Origin of the sequence: Streptococcus sp. 210928-DFI.4.42 (genome assembly GCF_020554365.1) — a bacterium.
GTDB classification, from domain to species: Bacteria; Bacillota; Bacilli; order Lactobacillales; family Streptococcaceae; genus Streptococcus; species Streptococcus parasanguinis_S.
Genome location: NZ_JAJCHF010000003.1, coordinates 73,781 through 95,531, shown reverse-complemented (window position 1 = coordinate 95,531; position 21,751 = coordinate 73,781). Strand labels below are relative to the sequence as shown.

Annotated in this window: 21 protein-coding genes; 18 read left to right on the top strand and 3 right to left on the bottom strand. The window is 41.1% G+C overall.

All coding sequences use genetic code 11. The features are described from left to right. Window positions 1-60: 60 nt before the first annotated feature. The 8 genes from ftsA (at window position 61) to ileS (ending at window position 8,986) form a co-directional block, all read left to right on the top strand. Entirely contained in the window at window positions 61-1,449 is a 1,389-nt protein-coding gene (gene ftsA, locus LIZ08_RS01985; RefSeq protein WP_003005953.1) for a cell division protein FtsA, read from the top strand. A 15-nt stretch (window positions 1,450-1,464) separates the two neighbouring features. Then, a complete protein-coding gene (ftsZ, locus tag LIZ08_RS01980; RefSeq protein ID WP_003005955.1) occupies window positions 1,465-2,730 on the top strand; it encodes a cell division protein FtsZ in 1,266 nt (421 codons plus the stop codon). A 2-nt stretch (window positions 2,731-2,732) separates the two neighbouring features. Next, entirely contained in the window at window positions 2,733-3,401 is a 669-nt protein-coding gene (locus LIZ08_RS01975) for a YggS family pyridoxal phosphate-dependent enzyme (RefSeq protein ID WP_227038157.1), read from the top strand. Window positions 3,402-3,410: 9 nt separating this feature from the next. Next, a complete protein-coding gene (locus tag LIZ08_RS01970) occupies window positions 3,411-4,040 on the top strand; it encodes a cell division protein SepF (protein WP_003005962.1) in 630 nt (209 codons plus the stop codon). A gap of 1 nt (window position 4,041) precedes the next feature. After that, window positions 4,042-4,305 carry a YggT family protein gene (locus LIZ08_RS01965; RefSeq protein ID WP_003011858.1) on the top strand — a complete coding sequence of 88 codons (264 nt, stop codon included), beginning with the start codon at window positions 4,042-4,044 and terminating at the stop codon, window positions 4,303-4,305. A 6-nt stretch (window positions 4,306-4,311) separates the two neighbouring features. Then, a complete protein-coding gene (locus LIZ08_RS01960; protein WP_129824405.1) occupies window positions 4,312-5,103 on the top strand; it encodes an RNA-binding protein in 792 nt (263 codons plus the stop codon). 9 nt (window positions 5,104-5,112) lie between these two features. After that, the gene (locus tag LIZ08_RS01955) at window positions 5,113-5,940 is read left to right on the top strand and encodes a DivIVA domain-containing protein (RefSeq protein WP_125826174.1); all 828 of its coding nucleotides are present in this window, start codon (window positions 5,113-5,115) and stop codon (window positions 5,938-5,940) included. Between the two features lie 253 nt (window positions 5,941-6,193). After that, window positions 6,194-8,986, top strand: a complete 2,793-nt coding sequence (gene ileS / locus LIZ08_RS01950) for an isoleucine--tRNA ligase (RefSeq protein ID WP_227038156.1) — start codon at window positions 6,194-6,196, stop codon at window positions 8,984-8,986. 101 nt (window positions 8,987-9,087) lie between these two features. Here the strand turns inward: ileS and LIZ08_RS01945 are convergent, their stop codons facing one another. The 3 genes from LIZ08_RS01945 to LIZ08_RS01935 form a co-directional block, all read right to left on the bottom strand. Next, a complete protein-coding gene (locus tag LIZ08_RS01945; protein WP_003012157.1) occupies window positions 9,088-9,390 on the bottom strand; it encodes a DUF1827 family protein in 303 nt (100 codons plus the stop codon). Between the two features lie 67 nt (window positions 9,391-9,457). Continuing rightward, a complete protein-coding gene (locus LIZ08_RS01940) occupies window positions 9,458-9,907 on the bottom strand; it encodes an NUDIX hydrolase (protein WP_223346145.1) in 450 nt (149 codons plus the stop codon). Between the two features lie 264 nt (window positions 9,908-10,171). Next, window positions 10,172-12,430, bottom strand: coding sequence for an ATP-dependent Clp protease ATP-binding subunit (locus LIZ08_RS01935; RefSeq protein ID WP_227038155.1), 2,259 nt, complete (start codon window positions 12,428-12,430; stop codon window positions 10,172-10,174). A 247-nt stretch (window positions 12,431-12,677) separates the two neighbouring features. On the opposite strand from LIZ08_RS01935, the gene LIZ08_RS01930 reads away from it, so the two are divergent. The 10 genes from LIZ08_RS01930 (at window position 12,678) to LIZ08_RS01885 (ending at window position 21,685) form a co-directional block, all read left to right on the top strand. Next, window positions 12,678-12,908, top strand: a complete 231-nt coding sequence (locus tag LIZ08_RS01930) for a DUF1797 family protein (protein WP_003005989.1) — start codon at window positions 12,678-12,680, stop codon at window positions 12,906-12,908. Window positions 12,909-13,073: 165 nt separating this feature from the next. Continuing rightward, on the top strand, window positions 13,074-13,928 hold the full coding sequence (locus LIZ08_RS01925; protein WP_201088198.1) for a bifunctional methylenetetrahydrofolate dehydrogenase/methenyltetrahydrofolate cyclohydrolase: 855 nt from the start codon (window positions 13,074-13,076) through the stop codon (window positions 13,926-13,928). A gap of 13 nt (window positions 13,929-13,941) precedes the next feature. Beyond that, window positions 13,942-14,715, top strand: coding sequence for an HAD-IIB family hydrolase (locus LIZ08_RS01920; protein ID WP_003005996.1), 774 nt, complete (start codon window positions 13,942-13,944; stop codon window positions 14,713-14,715). A gap of 52 nt (window positions 14,716-14,767) precedes the next feature. Then, complete coding sequence (locus LIZ08_RS01915) at window positions 14,768-15,646, top strand: NAD(P)H-hydrate dehydratase (protein ID WP_227038154.1); 879 nt, start codon at window positions 14,768-14,770, stop codon at window positions 15,644-15,646. 26 nt (window positions 15,647-15,672) lie between these two features. Further along, a complete protein-coding gene (locus LIZ08_RS01910) occupies window positions 15,673-16,668 on the top strand; it encodes a LacI family DNA-binding transcriptional regulator (protein ID WP_049514237.1) in 996 nt (331 codons plus the stop codon). Between the two features lie 131 nt (window positions 16,669-16,799). Beyond that, window positions 16,800-18,113: an ABC transporter substrate-binding protein gene (locus tag LIZ08_RS01905; protein ID WP_118095804.1), complete on the top strand. Its 1,314-nt coding sequence runs from the start codon at window positions 16,800-16,802 to the stop codon at window positions 18,111-18,113. Window positions 18,114-18,197: 84 nt separating this feature from the next. Next, complete coding sequence (locus LIZ08_RS01900; RefSeq protein WP_023917471.1) at window positions 18,198-19,100, top strand: carbohydrate ABC transporter permease; 903 nt, start codon at window positions 18,198-18,200, stop codon at window positions 19,098-19,100. Between the two features lies 1 nt (window position 19,101). Then, a complete protein-coding gene (locus tag LIZ08_RS01895) occupies window positions 19,102-19,947 on the top strand; it encodes a carbohydrate ABC transporter permease (protein WP_023917473.1) in 846 nt (281 codons plus the stop codon). Between the two features lie 9 nt (window positions 19,948-19,956). Then, entirely contained in the window at window positions 19,957-21,411 is a 1,455-nt protein-coding gene (locus LIZ08_RS01890) for a glycoside hydrolase family 32 protein (protein ID WP_118396899.1), read from the top strand. A 109-nt stretch (window positions 21,412-21,520) separates the two neighbouring features. Further along, window positions 21,521-21,685: a Malolactic fermentation system transcriptional activator gene (locus tag LIZ08_RS01885; protein ID WP_024055990.1), complete on the top strand. Its 165-nt coding sequence runs from the start codon at window positions 21,521-21,523 to the stop codon at window positions 21,683-21,685. Window positions 21,686-21,751: the final 66 nt, after the last annotated feature.

Below are 21,751 nucleotides of genomic sequence, written 5' to 3'. Positions count from 1 at the left end.
AACTAAAAGGGCTATAAATAGATGTAAAGTGAAAACAAATAAAGAGAGAGGACTGGTGTAATGGCTAGAGACGGCTTTTTTACAGGTTTAGATATCGGTACTAGTTCAATAAAAGTATTGGTGGCAGAACATGTCAATGGAGAAATGAATGTAATTGGAGTCAGCAATGCAAAAAGTGCTGGCGTCAAAGATGGAATTATAGTAGATATCGAAGCTGCTTCAAATGCAATTAAAAATGCAATCAGCCAAGCTGAAGAAAAAGCAGGGATTTCAATCAATCTAGTCAATGTTGGGTTGCCTGCAAACTTACTACAAATCGAAGCAACTCAAGGAATGATTCCAGTCACAAGTGATTCAAAAGAAATCACAGATGCAGATGTTGAAAATGTTGTCAAATCTGCACTCACAAAAAGTATGACACCGGATCGTGAAGTAATCACCTTCATTCCTGAAGAATTCACGGTAGATGGATTCCAAGGAATCCGCGATCCACGCGGAATGATGGGAATTCGACTTGAAATGCGTGGCCTTCTTTATACAGGACCTCGTACAATCTTGCACAATTTGCGTAAAACCGTTGAACGTGCAGGCTTACAAGTTGAAAACATCATCATTTCACCGCTTGCGATGATCAAAACAGTCTTGAATGAAGGCGAACGTGAATTCGGAGCAACGGTGATCGATATGGGTGGTGGCCAAACAACGGTGGCATCTGTTCGTAGCCAAGAACTTCAATTTACAAATATCTACCAAGAAGGTGGCGATTATGTTACCAAAGATATTTCTAAAGTATTGAAAACTTCTCAAAAATTGGCAGAAGGCTTGAAGTTCAACTATGGTGAAGCCTATGTGCCATCTGCTGGAAACGAAGTCTTCCATGTAGAAGTCATCGGTGAAGTAGAGCCAGTTGAAGTGACTGAGAAGTACTTAGCTGAAATCATTTCAGCACGTATTAAACACATCTTTGAGCAAATCAAACAAGACCTTGAGAGAAGACATTTGTTGGATCTTCCTGGTGGTATTGTGATTATCGGTGGAGGTGCGATCCTTCCTGGTGTTGAAGAATTGGCTCAAGAAGTCTTTGGTGTAAATGTGAAATTGTTTGTTCCAAATCAAATTGGAATTCGCAATCCAGCTTTTGCCCATGTAATTAGCTTGTCTGAATATGCAGGCAATTTGACAGATGTGGATATTATTGCTCAAGCTGCGGTTCATGGAGACGAGGTCTTGCGTCAACAACCGATTCAATTTGATCGTCCAGTGCAACCACAAGTACAACCACAACCTGCTGCTCCAGCACAACCGGTAGTACCTGCATACAATGCTGAGAAGATTGAATCTCCAGTGGATGCTCAAGAAATTCCAGCAGCAAGCAATGATAGCAAACAAGAACCAAAAACTACATTCACAGACCGAATGAAAAATTTGATCGGTAATATGTTTGATTAAGGAGTGTAAGTATTTATGACATTTTCATTTGACACAGCAGCGGCACAAGGTGCAGTAATTAAAGTAATCGGTGTCGGTGGCGGTGGCGGTAACGCCATCAATCGTATGATTGACGAAGGCGTTGCCGGTGTAGAATTCATCGCAGCTAATACAGATGTTCAAGCACTTTCAAGTGCAAAAGCTGAAACAGTTATCCAATTGGGTCCAAAATTGACTCGTGGATTGGGTGCTGGAGGTCAACCTGAAGTTGGTCGTAAGGCAGCTGAAGAAAGCGAAGAAGTGTTAACAGAAGCTTTGCAAGGTGCAGACATGGTCTTCATCACTGCAGGGATGGGTGGAGGATCTGGTACAGGTGCTGCACCAGTCATCGCTCGTATTGCAAAAGCAGTAGGTGCTTTGACAGTAGCCGTTGTCACTCGTCCATTCGGGTTTGAAGGTTCAAAACGTGGCAACTTCGCTATTGAAGGGATCAACGAACTTCGCGAACATGTAGATACCTTGTTGATTATTTCTAATAACAACTTGCTTGAAATTGTAGACAAGAAGACACCACTTCTTGAAGCTTTGAGTGAAGCAGATAACGTTCTTCGTCAAGGTGTTCAAGGGATCACTGACTTGATCACAAGTCCTGGATTGATCAACCTTGACTTTGCAGACGTGAAGACTGTTATGGAAAACAAAGGAAATGCCCTCATGGGTATTGGTGTTGGTAGCGGTGAAGAACGCGTTATCGAAGCGGCTCGTAAAGCCATTTACTCTCCGCTTCTTGAAACTACAATTGATGGTGCAGAAGACGTGATCGTCAACGTAACAGGTGGTTTGGATATGACTTTGATCGAAGCTGAAGAAGCTTCAGAAATTGTAAACCAAGCTGCAGGTCACGGAGTGAACATCTGGTTGGGTACATCTATTGATGAATCTCTTAAAGATGAAATCCGCGTGACGGTTGTTGCAACTGGTGTCCGTCAAGACAAGGTAGAACGCGTTAGCGGCATTGCTTCCTCACAACGTCCTTATAAAACAGGACCACGTGAACAACGCCCACAAGCTGCACCATTTGACCGTGAATTTGATTTGAAACAAGATGTTGAATTGCCAACAACTCCAAGTCGTCCAGCGGTAGAACCAAACCGTGGCTCAGCCTTTGGTGATTGGGATATTCGTCGTGAGAATATCGTTCGCCAAACTGAACCAACATCAACACATCAAGTTGATCGTTACGTAGATTCATCTTCAGATGATGATGAATTGGAAACACCACCATTCTTCCGGAATCGTTAATCATGAATCTGGTAAAGAATGCTGATCTTGTTCGGCAACAAGTAGAAACAGCAAGAAACAAAGCTAACCGTCAAGATCAAGTAAATGTGATAGCTGTCACCAAGTATGTGGATGTTGCCACAACAGAAGCACTGGTGAAAACAGGTATCCAACATATCGGTGAAAATCGTGTCGATAAATTCCTAGAAAAGTATCAAGCTCTAAAAGAGTATGACCTCACTTGGCACTTGATTGGGAGCCTCCAACGGCGGAAAGTAAAAGACGTGATCAATCTTGTCGATTACTTTCATGCCTTGGATTCGGTGAAGCTAGCTCAAGAAATTCAAAAGCGAGCAGAACACCCAATCAAGTGTTTCCTCCAAGTGAATATTTCTGGTGAAGAAAGTAAGCATGGATTTGCACCCGATGAACTGGATGATGTTTTAGCGGATATCGCACAGCTGGACAAAATTGAAATTGTTGGTTTAATGACGATGGCTCCTTTTGAGGCTAGTCAAGAAGAGTTGCAGGATATTTTTTCAAAAACTCACCAACTTCAGAAACAACTAGAAAAGAAACAATTAAAAAATATGCCTTTTTCAGAACTAAGTATGGGTATGAGTCGTGACTTTGAAGTAGCCATTGCGAACGGAGCGACTTATGTTAGAATTGGGACATCATTTTTTAAATAGGAAAGAACTATGTCATTAAAAGATAAATTTAACAACTTTATTGACTACTTCACAGAAGACGGTGAAGAAGTAGAAGTTCGCGAGGCAAAAGCAGCTGGGGCGGAAACTCAACCAGTTCCACAGCCACAGCCGACTCCTCAAGTGACTTCTCCACGTCCACAGATTAGTCAAAGAGAACCAGTAAAACCAAAACCGACTCCTGTCGCACCTGTTACGACTCCAGTGTCTACAGCGGCAGTGAAGGAACCTGTTTCAACAACGAAAAATACATCTGAAAATATTACTCGCTTGCATGAACGTCAACGTGAATTGGCTGCTAATCGTGCGAATACAGATGAAAAGATTACCATTGATGTACGCTATCCCCGCAAATACGAGGAAGCGACTGAAATTGTTGATCTATTACTATCTAATGAGAGTATCTTGATTGACTTCCAATATATGACAGAAGTACAAGCACGTCGTTGTTTAGATTATTTGGATGGGGCTCGTTATGTTTTAGCAGGAAATCTTCGTCGTGTTGCAAGTACCATGTACTTGTTGACTCCAATTAATGTAGTTGTTAACATTGAAGATATCCGCCTTCCAAATGATGTGGAAGTGACAGAATTTGACTATGATATGAAACGTAATCGTTAAGATGGTTATCTTTCAATACTTATCAAATATCATTCAAATCTATTCCATCATTCTTGTCATCTATGCCTTACTATCTTGGTTCCCTGGGGCACCTCAGAGTACTCTTGGACAAATGGTTCACCGCCTAGTTGAACCATTTTTGAGCCTTTTTAGAAAGTTACCATTGCAGTTTGGGGGCTTGGATTTTACAGTTCTGGTAGCACTTTTGGTCTTGAACTTGATGAATCAGTTGTTAGCCCGCTTGTTCCTACTTTTGATTGGATAGAATACGATGGGACAGACAGAGATTTACCAACATTTCAATCGCGAAGATCACGAATTCATTGATCGCTGTATTGAATTGTCTGAAAGAGTGGTGGAACGCTATTCTGTTGAGGTGACGGGTTTTTTAAACCCTCATCAGGTCACTATTTTACGAAATGTCGCGGCAAGCTACCAATTACAGGTCTTTGCTTCCAGTGATGAGCAGAAAATGGAGTATGCCAAGGTTATTGTTGCTCCAGATTATTACCAATTAGATCCAAGTGACTTTGATCTGGCCCTATTAGAAATGGTCTATGCTTCAAAATTTCATCACTTGACTCATTCCCAGGTACTGGGAACCATTGTTCACCAATTGGGTGTGGAGCGCAAGTCCTTTGGAGATATTCTGACGAGTGATGGAAAGATCCAAGTATTTGTTGAACAGCGTTTTGTTCACTATTTCATGGATCACATCCAGAAAATTTCTCGGGTACCTGTTAAGCTGAGGGAAGTTCCTCTATCTGAACAAATGATTGTAGAGGAAGAAAGCCAGCAGCGAGATATTCTCGTGTCGAGTTATCGGTTAGATAAGGTGATTGCTGGGACCTTCAAGCTTTCGCGCTCACAAGCTAGTCAGTTGATTAGTTCTGGTCTAGTGAAAGTTAACTATGCGACGACTTCCAATGTTAGCTATGCTGTAGGTCTGAATGATTTAGTCAGTGTTCGACGCTTTGGGCGTCTTAAAATTGTTTCTGAAAATGGTATTTCAAAGAGTGGAAAATATAAAGTAACTGTTGAAGTACTCTTAAGTAAAAAATGAGGAGGAGTTATGGCTCTTACTGCTTTAGAAATTAAAGATAAAACTTTTGGCGTTAAATTTAGAGGGTATGATGCGAACGAAGTAGAAGAATTTCTAGATATCGTTGTTCGCGATTATGAAGATCTTGTTCGTTTAAATCATGATCAAGAAGCAAAAATTCAAGCTCTTGAAGAACGCTTAAACTATTTTGATGAAATGAAAGATTCATTGAGTCAATCTGTTTTGATTGCACAAGATACTGCTGAACGTGTCAAACAAGCAGCTAACGAACGTTCTGAAAATATTGTTCGTCAAGCTGAACAAGATGCACAGCACTTAGTGGATGAAGCAAAACAAAAAGCAAATGAAATCCTTCGTCATGCAACGGATAATGCCAAGAAGGTTGCCGTTGAAACAGAGGAATTGAAGAATAAGACACGCGTCTTCCATCAACGTTTGAAATCAACAATCGAAAGCCAATTGAGCATTATCGATACACCTGAATGGGATGAAATTCTTCGTCCAACAGCTATGTACATTCAAACAAGTGATGAAGCTTTCCGTGAAATTGTGGAGAAAGCTTTGGGTGAATCAGTTCACCATCATCATGCAGAAGATGATAACATTGATTTGACTCGTCAATTCTCTCCAGCTGAAATCGAAGAATTGCAAAAACGCATCGAAGCTGCTAATTTAGAATTGGGTGCAACACAAGCGTTTGAAGGTTTGAATGAAAAAGTTCAATCCGCTTTAGAAGAAGCAGAGCACGCTCGTCATGAAAATGAGGAAGTCTTTGAGGTTGAGGAAACTATTCAACCTGAAGATGATGCAAATCGTGAATCTGTCAATATTTTATAATTTTGTAAAAACAGGTCCATTAATGATAGGTCTAGCGAGCAGATGATAGTGGAAGATCTGCACTCTCTCTTAATGGATGATCCTTTTACAGTATTCGTTCTGAACCCTTGAGTAAGAACGGACGTTTCCCTCGTTACGGGATGAGAGGAGAAAGTCGTTTGCGACTTCTCGAACAAAGGTGGTACCACGAGCAATCGTCCTTTTTAGGATGCTCGTGTTTTTTTATAGCTTTTTAAATCAATAAGGAGACACAATGAAACTCAAAGAAACATTGAATCTTGGAAAAACAGCTTTTCCAATGCGGGCTGGGCTTCCAACGAAGGAACCAGTTTGGCAAAAAGAATGGGAAGATGCAAAATTGTATCAACGCCGTCAAGAGTTGAATGAAGGGAAACCGCATTTTACGCTTCATGATGGCCCTCCCTATGCCAACGGAAATATTCACGTAGGGCATGCCATGAACAAGATCTCAAAAGATATCATCGTTCGTTCTAAGTCTATGTCAGGATTTTACGCTCCTTATATTCCAGGTTGGGATACCCATGGTTTGCCAATTGAGCAAGTCTTAGCCAAACAAGGTGTGAAACGTAAAGAAATGGATTTGGTTGAGTACTTGAAACTCTGCCGTGAATATGCGCTTTCTCAAGTAGATAAACAACGCGAAGACTTTAAACGCTTAGGTGTTTCAGGTGATTGGGATCATCCTTATGTAACCTTGACGCCTGACTATGAAGCAGCGCAAATTCGCGTCTTTGGTGAAATGGCCAATAAAGGCTATATCTACCGTGGAGCTAAGCCAGTTTACTGGTCTTGGTCTTCTGAATCAGCCCTCGCTGAAGCAGAGATTGAATACCATGATTTGGTATCAACGTCTCTTTATTATGCGAACAAGGTTAAAGATGGTAAGGGTATCCTAGATACAGACACTTACATCGTTGTCTGGACAACAACTCCATTTACGGTTACAGCTTCTCGTGGATTGACGGTAGGAGCAGAGTTTGATTATGTCGTAGTGAAACCTGCTGGATCTGACCGCAAGTATGTCGTAGCATCTGAGCTCTTGCCAAGTCTTTCTGAAAAATTCGGTTGGGAAAATGCTGAAGTCCTTGCGACTTACCAAGGAAAAGAATTGAACCATATCGTTACAGAACACCCATGGGATCCTGAAGTGGATGAATTGGTGATCCTTGGTGAGCATGTAACCCTTGATTCAGGTACTGGTATCGTCCATACCGCTCCTGGTTTTGGTGAGGATGACTACAATGTAGGGATTGCCAATGGCCTCGAAGTTGCTGTTACTGTTAACGAACGAGGAATCATGATGGAGAATGCTGGCCCTGACTTTGCAGGTCAGTTCTATGACAAGGTTGTTCCAACGGTTATCGAAAAACTTGGTGATTTGCTCCTTGCTCAAGAAGAAATCTCTCACTCCTACCCATTTGACTGGCGGACGAAAAAACCAATCATCTGGCGTGCAGTGCCACAGTGGTTTGCTTCTGTATCAAAATTCCGTCAAGATATCTTGGACGAAATTGAAAAAGTGAAATTCCACTCAGAATGGGGGAAAGTGCGTCTTTATAACATGATTCGTGACCGTGGTGACTGGGTCATCTCTCGTCAACGTGCCTGGGGTGTGCCTCTTCCAATCTTCTATGCAGAAGACGGAACACCAATCATGACAGCTGAAACCATCGAACATGTGGCTCAACTCTTTGAAGAGCATGGTTCTATCATCTGGTGGCAGCGTGAAGCGAAAGAACTCTTGCCAGAAGGATTTACGCATCCAGGTTCACCAAATGGCGAATTTACAAAAGAAACAGATATCATGGACGTCTGGTTTGACTCAGGTTCATCATGGAATGGGGTTGTAGTGAATCGTCCAGAACTCAAATACCCAGCTGATCTTTACCTTGAAGGTTCAGACCAGTACCGTGGTTGGTTCAACTCATCTCTTATCACATCTGTGGCGAACCATGGTGTCGCACCATACAAACAAATCTTGTCTCAAGGTTTTGCTTTGGATGGGAAAGGTGAGAAGATGTCTAAATCTCTTGGAAATACCATTGCTCCAAGCGATGTTGAAAAGCAATTTGGTGCCGAAATCTTGCGTCTCTGGGTAACTAGTGTAGATTCAAGCAATGACGTGCGTATCTCAATGGATATCTTGAGCCAAGTGTCTGAGACTTACCGTAAGATCCGGAATACTCTTCGTTTCTTGATTGCCAACACTTCTGACTTTAATCCAGCTGAGGATGCAGTTGCTTATGACGAGCTTCGTTCAGTGGACAAGTACATGACCATTCGCTTTAACCAGCTTGTCAAGACCATTCGTGATGCTTATGAAAACTTTGAGTTCTTGACGATCTACAAGGCGCTTGTTAACTTTATCAACGTTGACTTGTCAGCCTTCTACCTGGATTTTGCCAAGGATGTTGTTTACATCGAAGGAGCTAAATCCCTCGAACGCCGTCAAATGCAAACGGTCTTCTATGACATCCTTGTGAAAATCACCAAACTCTTGACACCAATCCTTCCTCACACTGCTGAAGAAATCTGGTCATATCTTGAGTTTGAAGCCGAAGATTTTGTTCAATTGTCAGAATTACCAGAAGCAGAAACGTTTGCCAACCAAGAAGAAATCTTGGATACATGGTCAGCCTTCATGGACTTCCGTGGTCAAGCGCAAAAAGCCTTGGAAGAAGCGCGGAATGAAAAAGTGATCGGTAAATCACTCGAAGCTCATTTGACAGTTTATCCAAATGAAGTTGTGAAAACACTTCTTGGAGCTGTTGATAGCAATGTTGCCCAACTCTTGATTGTTTCTGAATTGACTATCGCAGAAGGCCCAGCTCCAGAAGGTGCAGTGACCTTTGAAGATGTAGCCTTCACGGTTGAACGTGCCGCTGGTGAAGTTTGTGACCGTTGCCGTCGCATCGATCCAACAACGGCTGAACGTCACTACCACGCAACCATCTGTGATCACTGTGCAAACATCGTCGAAGAGAACTTTGCGGATGCAGTCGCAGAAGGATTTGAAGCTAAATAAAAGCCATTAAAAGAAGTTCCATAAAGGAACTTCTTTTTTAATGGCTAGAATAGTGTAGAGATTTATGTATTAGGGAAAGAAAAAAGTAAGGCAAATTGGCCTTACTTAGTAATTGGAAAGGAAATTTCAATTAGTTTATCGGAGTAGAGGGTTTTAATAGCGGATTGGTCAATGATTTGAAGATCAATCTTACGTTTTAAAAAGAACTCACGAATTTTTTCTACTTCAGTTTCACGAATAGCTCGGTGTTTGTTACTGATCAATAATTCATAGTGTGTTGGGGCCTGTGTAAAAACGACATCAGTATTGCCCGCGGAATAAACCTCGACAAGCAAGGCGTCAGTGCTGGCAAGTTGGCTTTTGACCAGTGCAGCATGACTATTTGTGGTATTAATGAGCTTCATATGAGTTCCTCCTAACCTCTATCTTCATTTATTATAGCACTTTTTTATTTTTTGTGAAAGAATTCCTTTATTTTTTGTGGGTATTTTTCCACTGTTCAATGCCCCATTTATGACTGCCACGTTTGAGTTTTTCAATAGCTTCATCTACAGGAAACCAAGCAAGATTGTTAAAATCTTCCAGTGGTTTTTGAGCCTCTGTATAGTCTAGCACTTCATAAATATAGGCAGGATTGTAGTAGTAGGTGTCGCGATGACTGGAATAGAAATACTCATCTGCTTGGCCATAGTATTGCCCTAAAACAGCGGTAAAGCCTAATTCTTCGATCAGTTCCCGTTTCAGAGCTTGTAAGTGATCTTCACCTGCCTCAATTTCCCCGCCAGGCAAGAACCAAGCCCCATTTGGAGCTTGAACGAGGATGATCTGATCCTTGTCCTTATTGGGAATAACAGCGTAGACACCATAGCGATTGACGTAGGTCACATCTTGTTTCTTTTCACCAAAACTTGGAATGGTCATGGTTTTCTCTTTTCTTATTTTTTCATCATTATATCATATTTTTTAGCAAAAATCTGGAGGGAAAAAAGAAAGAGACTGGGACAAAAGTCCTAGCCTCTCAATTGTTTTTGGATTGTCGAGCAAGACGCAGTGGTTGAGTGGGCTCTACTACGCTGATTTCATCAGCTTTTACAGCCCTACTCAACTGTGCGGAGGTGGGACGACGAAATCGAATTCTAACGAATTACCGATTTCTGTCCCACTCTCTGAATGTACATTTACTGATTATGATTCTGACTTCTTTTCAGCCGTCTTGTGAACAGCTTTGATACTAATATTCCCATTGCTGGTCATGACGGCTTTGAGTTGTTTCTCACTTGGATGTTCCAGGTAATAATCGGTAATGGCATCTTCGATATGGTCTTGGATGGTACGACGGAGTGGGCGGGCCCCCATTTTTGGATCGTATCCCAGATCGACCAATTTTTCTTTGACCTTCTCTGACACATCCAGATGAATCTCATTTTGTGCGAGACGTTGATTGACTTCATCGAGCATGAGGGTAACGATTTGGAGAAGGTTTTCTTTTGATAGAGGTTGAAATTCAATGATGCCATCAAAACGGTTCATGAATTCAGGGCTAAAGAAGTTACCGAGTTCTCCAAGTACAGAGTTGGTTCGACCTTCGCGAGCAGCTCCAAAACCAACATTGGCCTCAGCTTTACCGGTTCCAGCATTAGAGGTCATGATGATAATGGTATCTTTGAAGCTGACGGTACGGCCTTGACCATCTGTCAAACGGCCATCATCCAAGACTTGCAAGAACATGTGCATGACATCTGGATGGGCTTTTTCCACTTCATCCAACAACACGAGGGAGTATGGATTGCGACGAACCTTTTCCGTTAGTTGTCCAGCTTCATCGTAGCCAACATAGCCCGGAGGAGCTCCGACTAGTTTCGCTACGCTATGTTTTTCCATGTATTCGCTCATATCAAAGCGGATCATATTGTCTGCAGAGCCAAAGAGCTCGATCGCCAATTGTTTAGACAATTCGGTCTTCCCGACACCGGTTGGTCCGACAAAGAGGAAGCTTCCGATTGGACGGTTAGGCGATCCTAGGCCGACACGATTGCGTCGAATGGCTTTCGCAATTTTATCAACAGCATCATCTTGACCGATCACATGGGCTTTCAAATCAGAAGCCAGATTGATCAATTGAGACTGTTCTTTTTCTTTCAAATCACCAACAGGAATATTGGTCTTTTGTTCAACGATGTGTTCAATAGTTTTTTCGCTGATGACAGGGGTTTCCTGATCGGTGACATGTTGACCTTGCATTTCCTTGTATTTCGCGATTTGGTCGCGGAAGTAGGCTGCTTTTTCAAAGTCTTCTTCGCGTGTCGCTTGGGCTTTGAGGTTTTCCGCTTCAATCAAGCGCTGGTCGATCACTTTTGGATCCACAAAGTTTAGGGTCAGGTTCATCTTAGATCCCGCTTCATCCAACAAATCAATGGCCTTGTCTGGCAGGAAGCGATCTTGGATGTAGCGGTTTGAAAGAATAGCTGCCGCTTCGATGGCCCCGTCTGTATAGTGGACGTGGTGGTAGTCTTCGTATTTTTTCTGGATGCCCTTGAGGATGGTGATGGTTTCTTCAACCGTTGGCTCATCGACCTTAACGGGCTGCATCCGACGTTCCAAGGCTGCATCTTTTTCAATGATACGGTATTCATTGAGGGTAGTAGCACCGACTAATTGGAGTTCTCCACGCGCCAAGGCTGGTTTGAGGATATTTCCAGCGTCCATATTGCCCTCACCAGCTGATCCTGCGCCAACAATTTCATGGATTTCGTCGATGAACAGAATCACATCTTCACGTTGACGAATTTCATCCATTAATTTTTGCATGCGTTCTTCGAATTGACCACGGATGCCTGTGCCCTGAACGAGGCTGACGACGTCTAGGCGGATGACTTCTTTTCCTTGCAATTTATGTGGAACGTCGCCATCGACGATTTTTTGAGCCAGGCCTTCCACTACGGCAGTTTTTCCGACCCCAGGCTCTCCAATCAGAACCGGATTGTTCTTGGTTCGACGGTTGAGGATTTCGATGACACGGATAATCTCCTCGTCACGGCCAATGACAGGGTCAATATCCCCTTTGCGGGCAATTTCTGTGACATTGATGCCGAACTCTTCTAACAGTCCTTTTGGCTTTTGAGGGCGTGCTTGACGAGGGTCTTGACCACCACCACGGTTATTGTTTTGGCCGTAGCCGCCACCTCCATAACTGCCTCCGGATTGAGTTGGAGGGGTTTGAGGTTCTTGCGGACTTTGGAAGTTTCCAAGGTTATTGAAGAAATCTTCAAAAGGATCTCCAGTGAGTTGGCTCCGTTGGGTCATGCCTTTCAAGAAGCTGTTATTTGGGTCTGTTTTCATAATTTTATAGCAATTTTGACAGAGGTCTACTTGCTGCTGACGTCCATTTACATTTGTATATAAATGGATGGTTGATTCATTTATTTTACAATTTTGACAAAGCATATACATACCTCACAGTAGGTTTTTAATGGTTTTCCATCAAGAGACAAGCCTATTTTTAAAAGGTCAAAAATAGTCAAAGATTTATAGTTTCATTATATCAGTATTCTAGAAGTTTGCAAGAATTTGCTACGGAATGTCGCTAAGGATTGAAGAAAAAGCAAATCAATGGAAAAATGTGAATTTTTATTGGAAGAGCTTTCTCTTTTATGATAAAATAGGAGAGTAGAAAGTAAAGAGGAGAAATAAAATGGAATCACATTTAGTACGGATTATCAACCGTTTGGAGACGATGACAAAAGACGGTGGAAACTTGAAACGTAATTTTGAACGTGACGGTGTTGTTGTCGCTGAAGTAGCCTACAACCACAATGAAGAAGAAGGTTCAACCTTTACACTTCGTGATGTTGAAGCGCGTGAAACCTATACATTTGATAGCATTGATTTAATTGCAATGGAAATTTATGAATTGCTTTACTAAGCAGCTGTGTGGATGAGTTTGGGGTGGTCTCAAGCTCATTTTTTGTCCATCTGGCTATAGTTTTCGTCTATAAGAAATTCTAATTAGGAACAGTTAGGTTTGAGAGTTGAAATCTGCTATAATAGAGAGGACTATTTTCATTACTTGACTAGAAAGAGAATTGACATGACGACAATCATTGATGGGAAGGCGCTCGCTACAAAATTACAGGGTGAGATTGCGGAGAAAACAGCACGATTAAAAGAAGAGACAGGAGTTGTGCCTGGCCTCGTTGTCATCGTAGTAGGAGATAATCCAGCTAGCAAAATCTATGTAAGAAATAAAGAGCGTTCTGCTATTGCGGCAGGCTTTCGGAGTGAAGTGAGACGACTTCCTGAAAGCATTAGCCAAGCTGAATTATTAGAAGTGATCGAACACTACAATCAAGATCCCCTTTGGCATGGGATTTTGGTGCAGTTACCACTGCCTAAGCATATCGATGCGGATGCAGTCCTTTTAGCGATTGATCCGACAAAAGATGTGGATGGTTTTCATCCATTGAATATGGGACGCTTGTGGGCTGGAAATCCTCTCATGGTGCCTTCAACTCCCGCTGGGATCATGGAGATGTTCAAAGAGTACGGGATTGATCTAGAAGGGAAGCGAGCAGTCGTGATTGGTCGTTCCAATATCGTTGGAAAACCAATGGCGCAGTTGCTCCTCGCCAAAAATGCGACGGTAACCTTGACCCATTCTCGGACCCATCATCTGCCTAAAATTGCTAGAAGAGCAGATATCTTGGTTGTTGCGATCGGTCGTGCGAAATTTGTAACAGCAGACTTCGTGAAAGAAGGCGCCGTTGTTATTGACGTCGGAATGAATCGCGATGAGAATGGCAAATTGTGTGGGGATGTCGATTTTGACTCCGTTGCCCCTTTGGCCAGTCATATTACTCCGGTACCAGGAGGGGTTGGGCCTATGACCGTCACCATGCTGATGGAGCAGACCTACGAAGCAGCTGTTCGTGCCTTAAAAAAATGAAAGTGTGAACAAGATGAAGTTTGTATTTGATTTAGATGGAACCCTGTCATTCGATGGTGTCACAATCGATGATGAAATCAAACAGGTCTTATTGAGAGCAGAAGAATTTGGCCATGAAGTCGCCTTTGCTTCTGCACGTTCTTACCGGGACTGCTTGGGCCTTTTAGGGGACCCATTGAGTCAGCAACTCGTGATTGGTTTAAATGGTGGATTGGCCTATCGTCAGGGGCAATTGGTATATGAGGACCAATTGGACAAGGATGTGTATCGGGAAGTCCTTGGCTTTTGCCGCCATTACAATCTACCATTTTTTGTGGATGATACCTTTGATTATAGCGGACAGATTTTGGAAAAGATTCCTTTTGTTGCTAATGTAGATCCCCTCAAGAAAGCCCAATATCGTTCATTAGAGGAGCTGACAGATCCGATTAAGGTCGTGATCTATATGGGTGGCCATGAGGAGCTCGTGGATGAGATCATCGAGCGGATCGAAAAGACAGATAAGGCCCATATCCGCTATCATGCGCATGAAAAATGCATCTATCTCAATCCAGCAGACACGCATAAAGCGACAACCGTAGAAGAACTCTGTGGAGAGAATTTCGTGGCTTTTGGCAATGATCAAAATGATATCGAGCTCTTTGAAAAAGCTCTTTATGCAGTTCAGATTGGTGATTTTCCAGCCCTTCAGCCTTATGCGGATGATCAATTGGTAGCCAAACAAAATCAACCACAAGCTGTGGCTGCTAAGATCTTGCAAGTCTTTGCAGAATTCAGAGGAAAATAAAAGATGGAGGGGGAGTCGTGGCTTCTCCTTTTTCACTAGAAATGAGGAAGGTATGAGAACAGTTCAGAAAGAAGAGATCCAGCGTGTCATTGCAAAGCGAGAGTCGAATTCTTATAAGGGCGATTTTGGTCGCCTGCTCTTGATTGGGGGGACTTACCCCTATGGGGGAGCCATCATTATGGCGGCGCTTGCTGCGGTTCACAGTGGTGCGGGTCTGGTCACTGTTGCAACCGATCCTGATAATCTGACGGCCCTTCATAGCCATCTTCCTGAAGCCATGGGCTTTGATTTGGCAGATCACGAACTCCTTTGTGAGCAACTCCAAAAAGCCAGCGTAATTCTCGTAGGACCGGGCTTAAAGGAAGCAAGAGAAAACCAAGCAATCTTGCACATGATTTTTGAGCAAGTCTCTAGCCAGCAGGTCTTGATATTAGATGGCGGAGCTATTAGTCTTTTTGCAGCCTCTCAGTTTGACCTGCCAGAGGCTCAGTTGGTCTTTACCCCCCATCAAAAAGAATGGGAAAAACTGTCAGGGCTTGATCTAGCAAGCCAGATAGAAGGCAAGAGTCGAAGAGCAGTACAGAACTTTCCTCAAGGGACTGTCATTGTAGAAAAAGGGCCTCACACCCGCATTTGGACAAGTGGGCAAGATGAGGGCTATCAGCTAGATGTTGGTGGTCCCTATCAAGCCACAGGTGGAATGGGGGATACCTTGGCAGGGATGATCGCAGGATTTGCGGGTCAATTCCCACAGGTCAGTCTCTATGAGCGTGTGGTGGTTGCGACCTATCTCCATTCAGCCATTGCAGAAGACTTGAGCAAGGAGGTTTATGTGGTTCTACCGACGACTATCAGCCAAGAAATCCCCAAATGGATGAAGAAGTGGAGTGACAATTTAAACGAAAATGTTGAAAATGAAACGTTTTCATGATAGTATGGATGAAAGGAGGTGAGAAAATGAATGAGCAAAAAAAATCGATTACGATGAAAGATGTTGCCGCAGAAGCTGGTGTCAGTGTTGGAACAGTCTCTCGTGTCATCAATAATGAAAAAGGCATTAAAGAGGTGACATTAAAAAAAGTTCAACAAGCGATTGAAAAATTGTCTTATGTGCCAGATGAATATGCGAGAGGCTTAAAAACGAATCGTAGTAATATTATCGCTTTACTCATTCCAACTATATGGCATCCTTTCTTTTCTGAATTTGCTTATCATGTTGAAAAAGCACTATTAAAAAATCAATATAAATTATTAATTTGTAATGCGGATAAAGATTCTAAAAATGAGATAGAATACATAAAATTACTTGAGAAAAATAAGGTAGATGGGATCATTGGGATCACCTATTCAGATATTGATAAGTATGTCTCATCAAATTTACCTTTTGTCAGTATTGACCGTCATTTTTCTGAAAATGTCTATTACGTAACTTCTGAAAATTTTCATGGTGGTCAACTAGCTTGTCGCGAATTAGTCAAACGCGATTGTCAAAACCTAGCTTACATTAGTGGTGTGAACAAACATTTGAATGAAACAACGGAACGGGGGAGAGGTTTCAAAGCGGAGGCTAAACAGAAAAATACGAACCTTTATTGTCTTGAAATGCCGGAACCACTGAATCAAGTAGAAGAGCAAATAAGAACCTTTTTTGAAAAGCATCCTCAGATTGATGGGATTTTCACAGTAAATGATTTTATGGCCCTTCGTGTGATAAAAGTTTTAGGGGAGATGGGAAAAATTCCTATAGAAGATTATCAGATTATTGGTTTTGATGGATTAAGACCAGCTTTTGATCAACCTTACTTACTTTCTACAATTGTTCAACAAATAGCTCAGATGGCTCAAGCAGCAGTTGAACTATTGCTTAAATTAATTCGTGAAGAAAAAATAGACCAGAATGTCATTAGTTTACCGGTACATTTTTTTGAAGGAAACACAACAAAAAAATTATAAAAAGTGCTTGACAAATTATGAAAGCGCTGTTATAATTTAGTCATAAAATGAAACGTTTCAAAAAAACTCAGCTATCTTAGTTTGAGTTAAAAAATCAATAAAAAATGAAACGTTTCAAAAAGGAGGACGCTATGCGTAAAGGTATTAAGTTATCTGTAGTTGCAGCACTATCATTAGGATTGCTTGCAGGATGTGGTGGGGGATCAAAATCCAAAACTGCAAGTTCTTCGGACGAAATAAAAGTCTGGGTTCAATTCTCAGATGAAACAGCTGAGGGAAAAGCTTGGCAACAAGTTGTTGATAATTTCAACAAGTCAAAGAAAACCAAATACAAGGTTGTGACAGAATATATTCCACGTAGTGGTAGCGGTGGAGGATATGAAGATAAGGTCAACGCTGCTATTACGACAAATAGTTTACCAGATGTTATTACGCTAGATGGACCAAATACTGCTGCCTATGCAAAATCAAAAGTGATTGCTCCCTTGGATGATTATCTAAAGGACAATGACATGGATGATGTACTGGACAGTATTAAACAACAGGGAACTTATGATGGTAAATTCTATGCGTTTGGTTTTTCTGAATCAAATGTAGGTGTATACTATAACAAGAAGATGTTTAAGGAAGCTGGGATTGATGAAGCGAGTTTGCCAACCCTTGAAAAACCATGGACATGGTCTGAGTTTAATGCTATTGCTAAGAAATTAAAAGATCATTTTAATAAACCAGCAATCGATTTCCGTTTGAATTCAAATGATGAGATGTTACCATATGCTTATATGCCCCTTATTTGGTCAAATGGTGGTTCTGTTGTAAATTCTAAAGGAACAAAAGCTGAAGGTTACTTCAATAGTAAGGAAAGTGTTGAAGCTGTTCAATTTATTCAAAATCTAGTAAAAGAGGATTACACTACAGTTAGTCCTGTTGAAAAAGGATTTGAAACAGGTGAGTATCCGATGGTTCTAAGCGGGTCTTGGACGATTGGGGATCTACAAACAAATTACAAAGATATTGATTTTGGTATTCTTCCTTATCCAGTTTCAGATAAAACGAAGAAATTGGTCTCACCTTCAGGTAGTTGGCAATTAGCTGTTACAACAAAATCTGATAAAAAAGAAGCTGCTGCTGAATTTGTTAAGTTTGCAACAAATACAGAATCTAGTGAAATTATAAGCTTGGGGAACAGTGTTCTTCCAATCAGAAAATCAACAATTAAAAATATTAAGGATAAAGTATCTGAACCATTGCGCTTCTTGATGGAACAAAATGCTGTATCAGCCCATCCTCGTCCTGTTGTAGTAGCTTATCCACAAGTTTCACGCGCTTTCCAACAAGCGATGCAAGATATCAGCTATTATAAAGATAATCCAGATGTACAAAAAGTATTAGATGCTCGTACGAAAGAAATGCAAACAGCAATCGACCAATCTTTAAATAAATAGTTGATATTCAAAAGGTGGAAGGAAAGTTATGAAATGTACCTTCCACCTTATTTTATTTAATGATTTCATCTTAGGAGACGAACAATGAGCGAAACAAAGAAAGTCGAAACAAAAAAGAAAGAACGTCTTAAAGAAAATATTATGGGCTATAGCTTTTTAGCTCCAGCCTTAGTATTACTTTTTATCTTTTTGGTGATACCTGTTGGTATGGTCATCTATTATGCCTTTACAGATTATTACCTATTGACCCCAGAGGACAGAAAATTTGTAGGGTTACAAAATTTCATGCGCTTAGCACAAGATCCGATCTTTATAAAAAGCTTCCTGAATACCTTGAAATTTGTTGTTTGGATTATTCCAGTACAACTTGGTGCGGCTCTCGGGATGGCCTTAATCGTAAATAAGAAACGTAAAGGAAATATGTTCTTTAAGGTAGCATTTTTTGCTCCTGTTGTGATGTCTCTTGTCGTTATCTCTATCCTCTGGTTATACTTGTTAAATCCAAATAATGGTTTGCTCAATGCCCTACTGAACAAAATTGGTATTTCTTCACAACCATTCTTGACAAGTCCAAAACAGGCCATGTATGCAATTGTATTTGTTTCTGCATGGCAAGGTGCAGGCTATCAAATGTTGTTATTCCTTGGAGGAATGCAAAATATTCCACAAGATGTTTATGAGGCAGCAGAGTTGGATGGATTTTCAAAATGGGCTCAATTCAGATACATCACAATGCCTTTATTGAAACCAACTGCCTTATTTGTACTCTTGACGACATTGATTTCAGCATTTAAATTGATTGTGCAACCAATGGTCATGACTCAAGGTGGACCACTAAACTCAACAATTACAATGGTATATTATATTTACCAACAAGGTTTCACAGACCGTCTCGTTGGTTATTCAAGTTCTATTGCCTTAGTATTTACAACATTGATTGGTATGATCAGTCTTGTACAACGGCGAGTTTTGAAGGAGGACGATTAGGATGAAACGTTTAAAACCGACTTCTATTTTAGAATATATTTTATTAATTCTATTAGCAGGCCTCTTTCTATTTCCTATGATCTGGATGGTGGTTTCAGCAATGAAGCCAGAAGCAGATGTGTATAAGAATTTAACAAGTTGGAAAGCTTTCTTACCTAGTTTTAATCCAGCTGATTGGTTTAAACCTTACCAAGAAGTTCTTTCACGTTTTAGTATTCTAACATACTTAGGGAACAGTATTTTTTATGCAGGAACATTTGCACTGGGGTCTATTATAGTAAATGCCTTAGCGGGATTTGCATTTGCAAAAATTAATTTTACAGGTAAAAAAATTCTATTTGGCTTTTTATTGGCATTGTTAATCATTCCGATTGAAACAGTGTTGATTCCTCAATTTACAATTATTAATTCCCTTGGCTTAGTCAATAATCGTTTAGCGGTTATTATTCCTGGATTAGCTAGTGTCTTTAATATCTATCTTTTCCGGAACTTCTTTATTGCCATTCCAGAAGAAATTATCGAATCTGCAAAAATAGATGGTGCAAGTATCCTGCGGATCTTTTTCAAGATTATGTTGCCGATGTCGAAACCAGCAGTTGCAACAGTCGGTGTTCTTTCCTTTATTTCAAGTTGGAATGATTATATCTGGCCGTTGATGGTTTTAACAGATTCTTCAAAATTTTCAATGCAGGTAGCGATTACAACCATTAATACAACTCAACCAGTTTATATCAATCAAGTAATGGCTGTTTTGACAATTTCTACAATTCCACTTATTCTAGTATATATCGTAGCACAAAAATATATTATTCAAGGTTTAGGTGGGTCTGGAACAGGTATTAAGTAGGTGATAAGGATGAAGGAAACTATTCGAAAAGCGAATCAGTATATCGATGAAAATAGGGAGAAGGTTGACCAGCAATATAGAGGATCCTTTCACTTACTACCTCCAATTGGCTGGATGAACGATCCTAATGGCTTTGTTTATTTCCGCGGAGAATACCATTTGTTTTACCAATTCTATCCCTATGATAGTGTTTGGGGGCCCATGCATTGGGGGCATGCCAAATCAAAAGATCTTCTCCATTGGGAAGAACTGCCAGTAGCATTAGCGCCAAGTGAAAGCTATGATAAGGATGGCTGCTTCTCGGGTAGTGCTATCGTGAAAGACGACAAGCTCTACTTGCTGTATACGGGTCATGTAGACGATGAGGAAAAGCGCGAAGAAACTCAGTGTCTTGCGGTATCGACGGATGGCATTACCTTTGAAAAAATCCCCACTAATCCAGTGATTCATGTGGAGCATATTGATGGTATCGCAGATATTGCTGATTTTCGTGATCCCAAAGTCTTTGAATACCAAGGAAGCTATTATACTGTAGTTGCTTCCAAAACAGTAGATGATCGAGGGCAAATTCTCTTGTTTGCATCAAGTAATCTAGAGGACTGGAGCTTTAAATCAGTCTTACTGGAAGGTGAAAAAGGGCAAGGTATCATGTGGGAATGTCCGGATTTCTTCCCCTTAGATGGTAAATGGGTCTTGATTCTGTCTCCCATTGAAATGGAAAGACAGCAAGAAAAATACTGGAATTTAAATTCGACTGTTGCCTTTATCGGTGACATGAATTGGGAAACGGGTCAGTTTGTTGTCGATTCATATGATGAAATTGATGGTGGCTTGGACTTCTATGCTCCTCAAACTTGTCAAGGACCAAATGGCGAACGATACATGGTTGCTTGGATGCAAATGTGGCAACGTTCCATCCCTAGTCATGACTTAGGTCATGGTTGGGCAGGAAGCATGACGGTTCCTAGAAAATTAGGTTTGAGAGACGGAAGATTGGTTCAGGAATTACCTGAGTCTGTGAAAGATCACTTCCTTGTAGAGAATGCGCCAGAAACCATTGTGAAGGGCAATCAAATCACGATCCCAGCTAGAGGAAAACAAACCTTGTTTGAGATAGGTGCTAAATCAGGTCGCTCCTTTATCCTAAGCTATGGGAATGAATCTGATGCTGATAGTGCCTTGCAATTGATTTACGATGCCTCCAATAAACGCTTTAGCTTGAGTCGAGACCAATTTGGATACCTCATTTCTGGAAAAGAAAGCCCAGAAATTCAATCAAGATGGATTCAGTTGGATGGTGAAAAGGATCATCATTTCTCGATTCTTCGAGATACCAACTCAATTGAAGTATTCGTGGATGGTAAAACTCTATCAATGACCTTTTATGAAACGACTGAGAACCCTGTCTATACCTTCAAAGCAGATGAAGGGGTCGATTTAGTTGTAAAAACATATCAAAAATAGGTATATAAAAATCTCCTAAAGAACAAAGAGACAAGTCCTGAGACTTGTCTTTTTGTTGTATCCTAAATAGGTTTTGAGTTTCATCGAAGAAAATTTAGGAATTGGCCTCATGACCGATCTGACTCTCTTTCCAGAATATCCAAATCTTGTCAAAATTCCGCTGGTTGAAGAGGAAAAAACAGTCTTCTATATTAGTTATGCCTACCCAAATGAAGGGGAACCCCAAGCACTTCTTAGCTCCTTTATTGAACGATTAGAGAAGTGTGAAAAATAGGGAAGCTGGTTTAAAATAGACCAGTAGAAAGTGACTTGAATAAAATGAGGTTTGGAGAGAAAGGAA

Coding starts and splice junctions, on each gene's coding strand:
- ftsA (WP_003005953.1), top strand. CDS start 61: ATGGCTAGAGACGGCTTTTTTACAGGTTTAGATATCGGTACTAGTTCA.
- ftsZ (WP_003005955.1), top strand. CDS start 1,465: ATGACATTTTCATTTGACACAGCAGCGGCACAAGGTGCAGTAATTAAA.
- LIZ08_RS01975 (WP_227038157.1), top strand. CDS start 2,733: ATGAATCTGGTAAAGAATGCTGATCTTGTTCGGCAACAAGTAGAAACA.
- LIZ08_RS01970 (WP_003005962.1), top strand. CDS start 3,411: ATGTCATTAAAAGATAAATTTAACAACTTTATTGACTACTTCACAGAA.
- LIZ08_RS01965 (WP_003011858.1), top strand. CDS start 4,042: ATGGTTATCTTTCAATACTTATCAAATATCATTCAAATCTATTCCATC.
- LIZ08_RS01960 (WP_129824405.1), top strand. CDS start 4,312: ATGGGACAGACAGAGATTTACCAACATTTCAATCGCGAAGATCACGAA.
- LIZ08_RS01955 (WP_125826174.1), top strand. CDS start 5,113: ATGGCTCTTACTGCTTTAGAAATTAAAGATAAAACTTTTGGCGTTAAA.
- ileS (WP_227038156.1), top strand. CDS start 6,194: ATGAAACTCAAAGAAACATTGAATCTTGGAAAAACAGCTTTTCCAATG.
- LIZ08_RS01945 (WP_003012157.1), bottom strand. CDS start 9,390: ATGAAGCTCATTAATACCACAAATAGTCATGCTGCACTGGTCAAAAGC.
- LIZ08_RS01940 (WP_223346145.1), bottom strand. CDS start 9,907: ATGACCATTCCAAGTTTTGGTGAAAAGAAACAAGATGTGACCTACGTC.
- LIZ08_RS01935 (WP_227038155.1), bottom strand. CDS start 12,430: ATGCTTTGTCAAAATTGTAAAATAAATGAATCAACCATCCATTTATAT.
- LIZ08_RS01930 (WP_003005989.1), top strand. CDS start 12,678: ATGGAATCACATTTAGTACGGATTATCAACCGTTTGGAGACGATGACA.
- LIZ08_RS01925 (WP_201088198.1), top strand. CDS start 13,074: ATGACGACAATCATTGATGGGAAGGCGCTCGCTACAAAATTACAGGGT.
- LIZ08_RS01920 (WP_003005996.1), top strand. CDS start 13,942: ATGAAGTTTGTATTTGATTTAGATGGAACCCTGTCATTCGATGGTGTC.
- LIZ08_RS01915 (WP_227038154.1), top strand. CDS start 14,768: ATGAGAACAGTTCAGAAAGAAGAGATCCAGCGTGTCATTGCAAAGCGA.
- LIZ08_RS01910 (WP_049514237.1), top strand. CDS start 15,673: ATGAATGAGCAAAAAAAATCGATTACGATGAAAGATGTTGCCGCAGAA.
- LIZ08_RS01905 (WP_118095804.1), top strand. CDS start 16,800: ATGCGTAAAGGTATTAAGTTATCTGTAGTTGCAGCACTATCATTAGGA.
- LIZ08_RS01900 (WP_023917471.1), top strand. CDS start 18,198: ATGAGCGAAACAAAGAAAGTCGAAACAAAAAAGAAAGAACGTCTTAAA.
- LIZ08_RS01895 (WP_023917473.1), top strand. CDS start 19,102: ATGAAACGTTTAAAACCGACTTCTATTTTAGAATATATTTTATTAATT.
- LIZ08_RS01890 (WP_118396899.1), top strand. CDS start 19,957: ATGAAGGAAACTATTCGAAAAGCGAATCAGTATATCGATGAAAATAGG.
- LIZ08_RS01885 (WP_024055990.1), top strand. CDS start 21,521: ATGACCGATCTGACTCTCTTTCCAGAATATCCAAATCTTGTCAAAATT.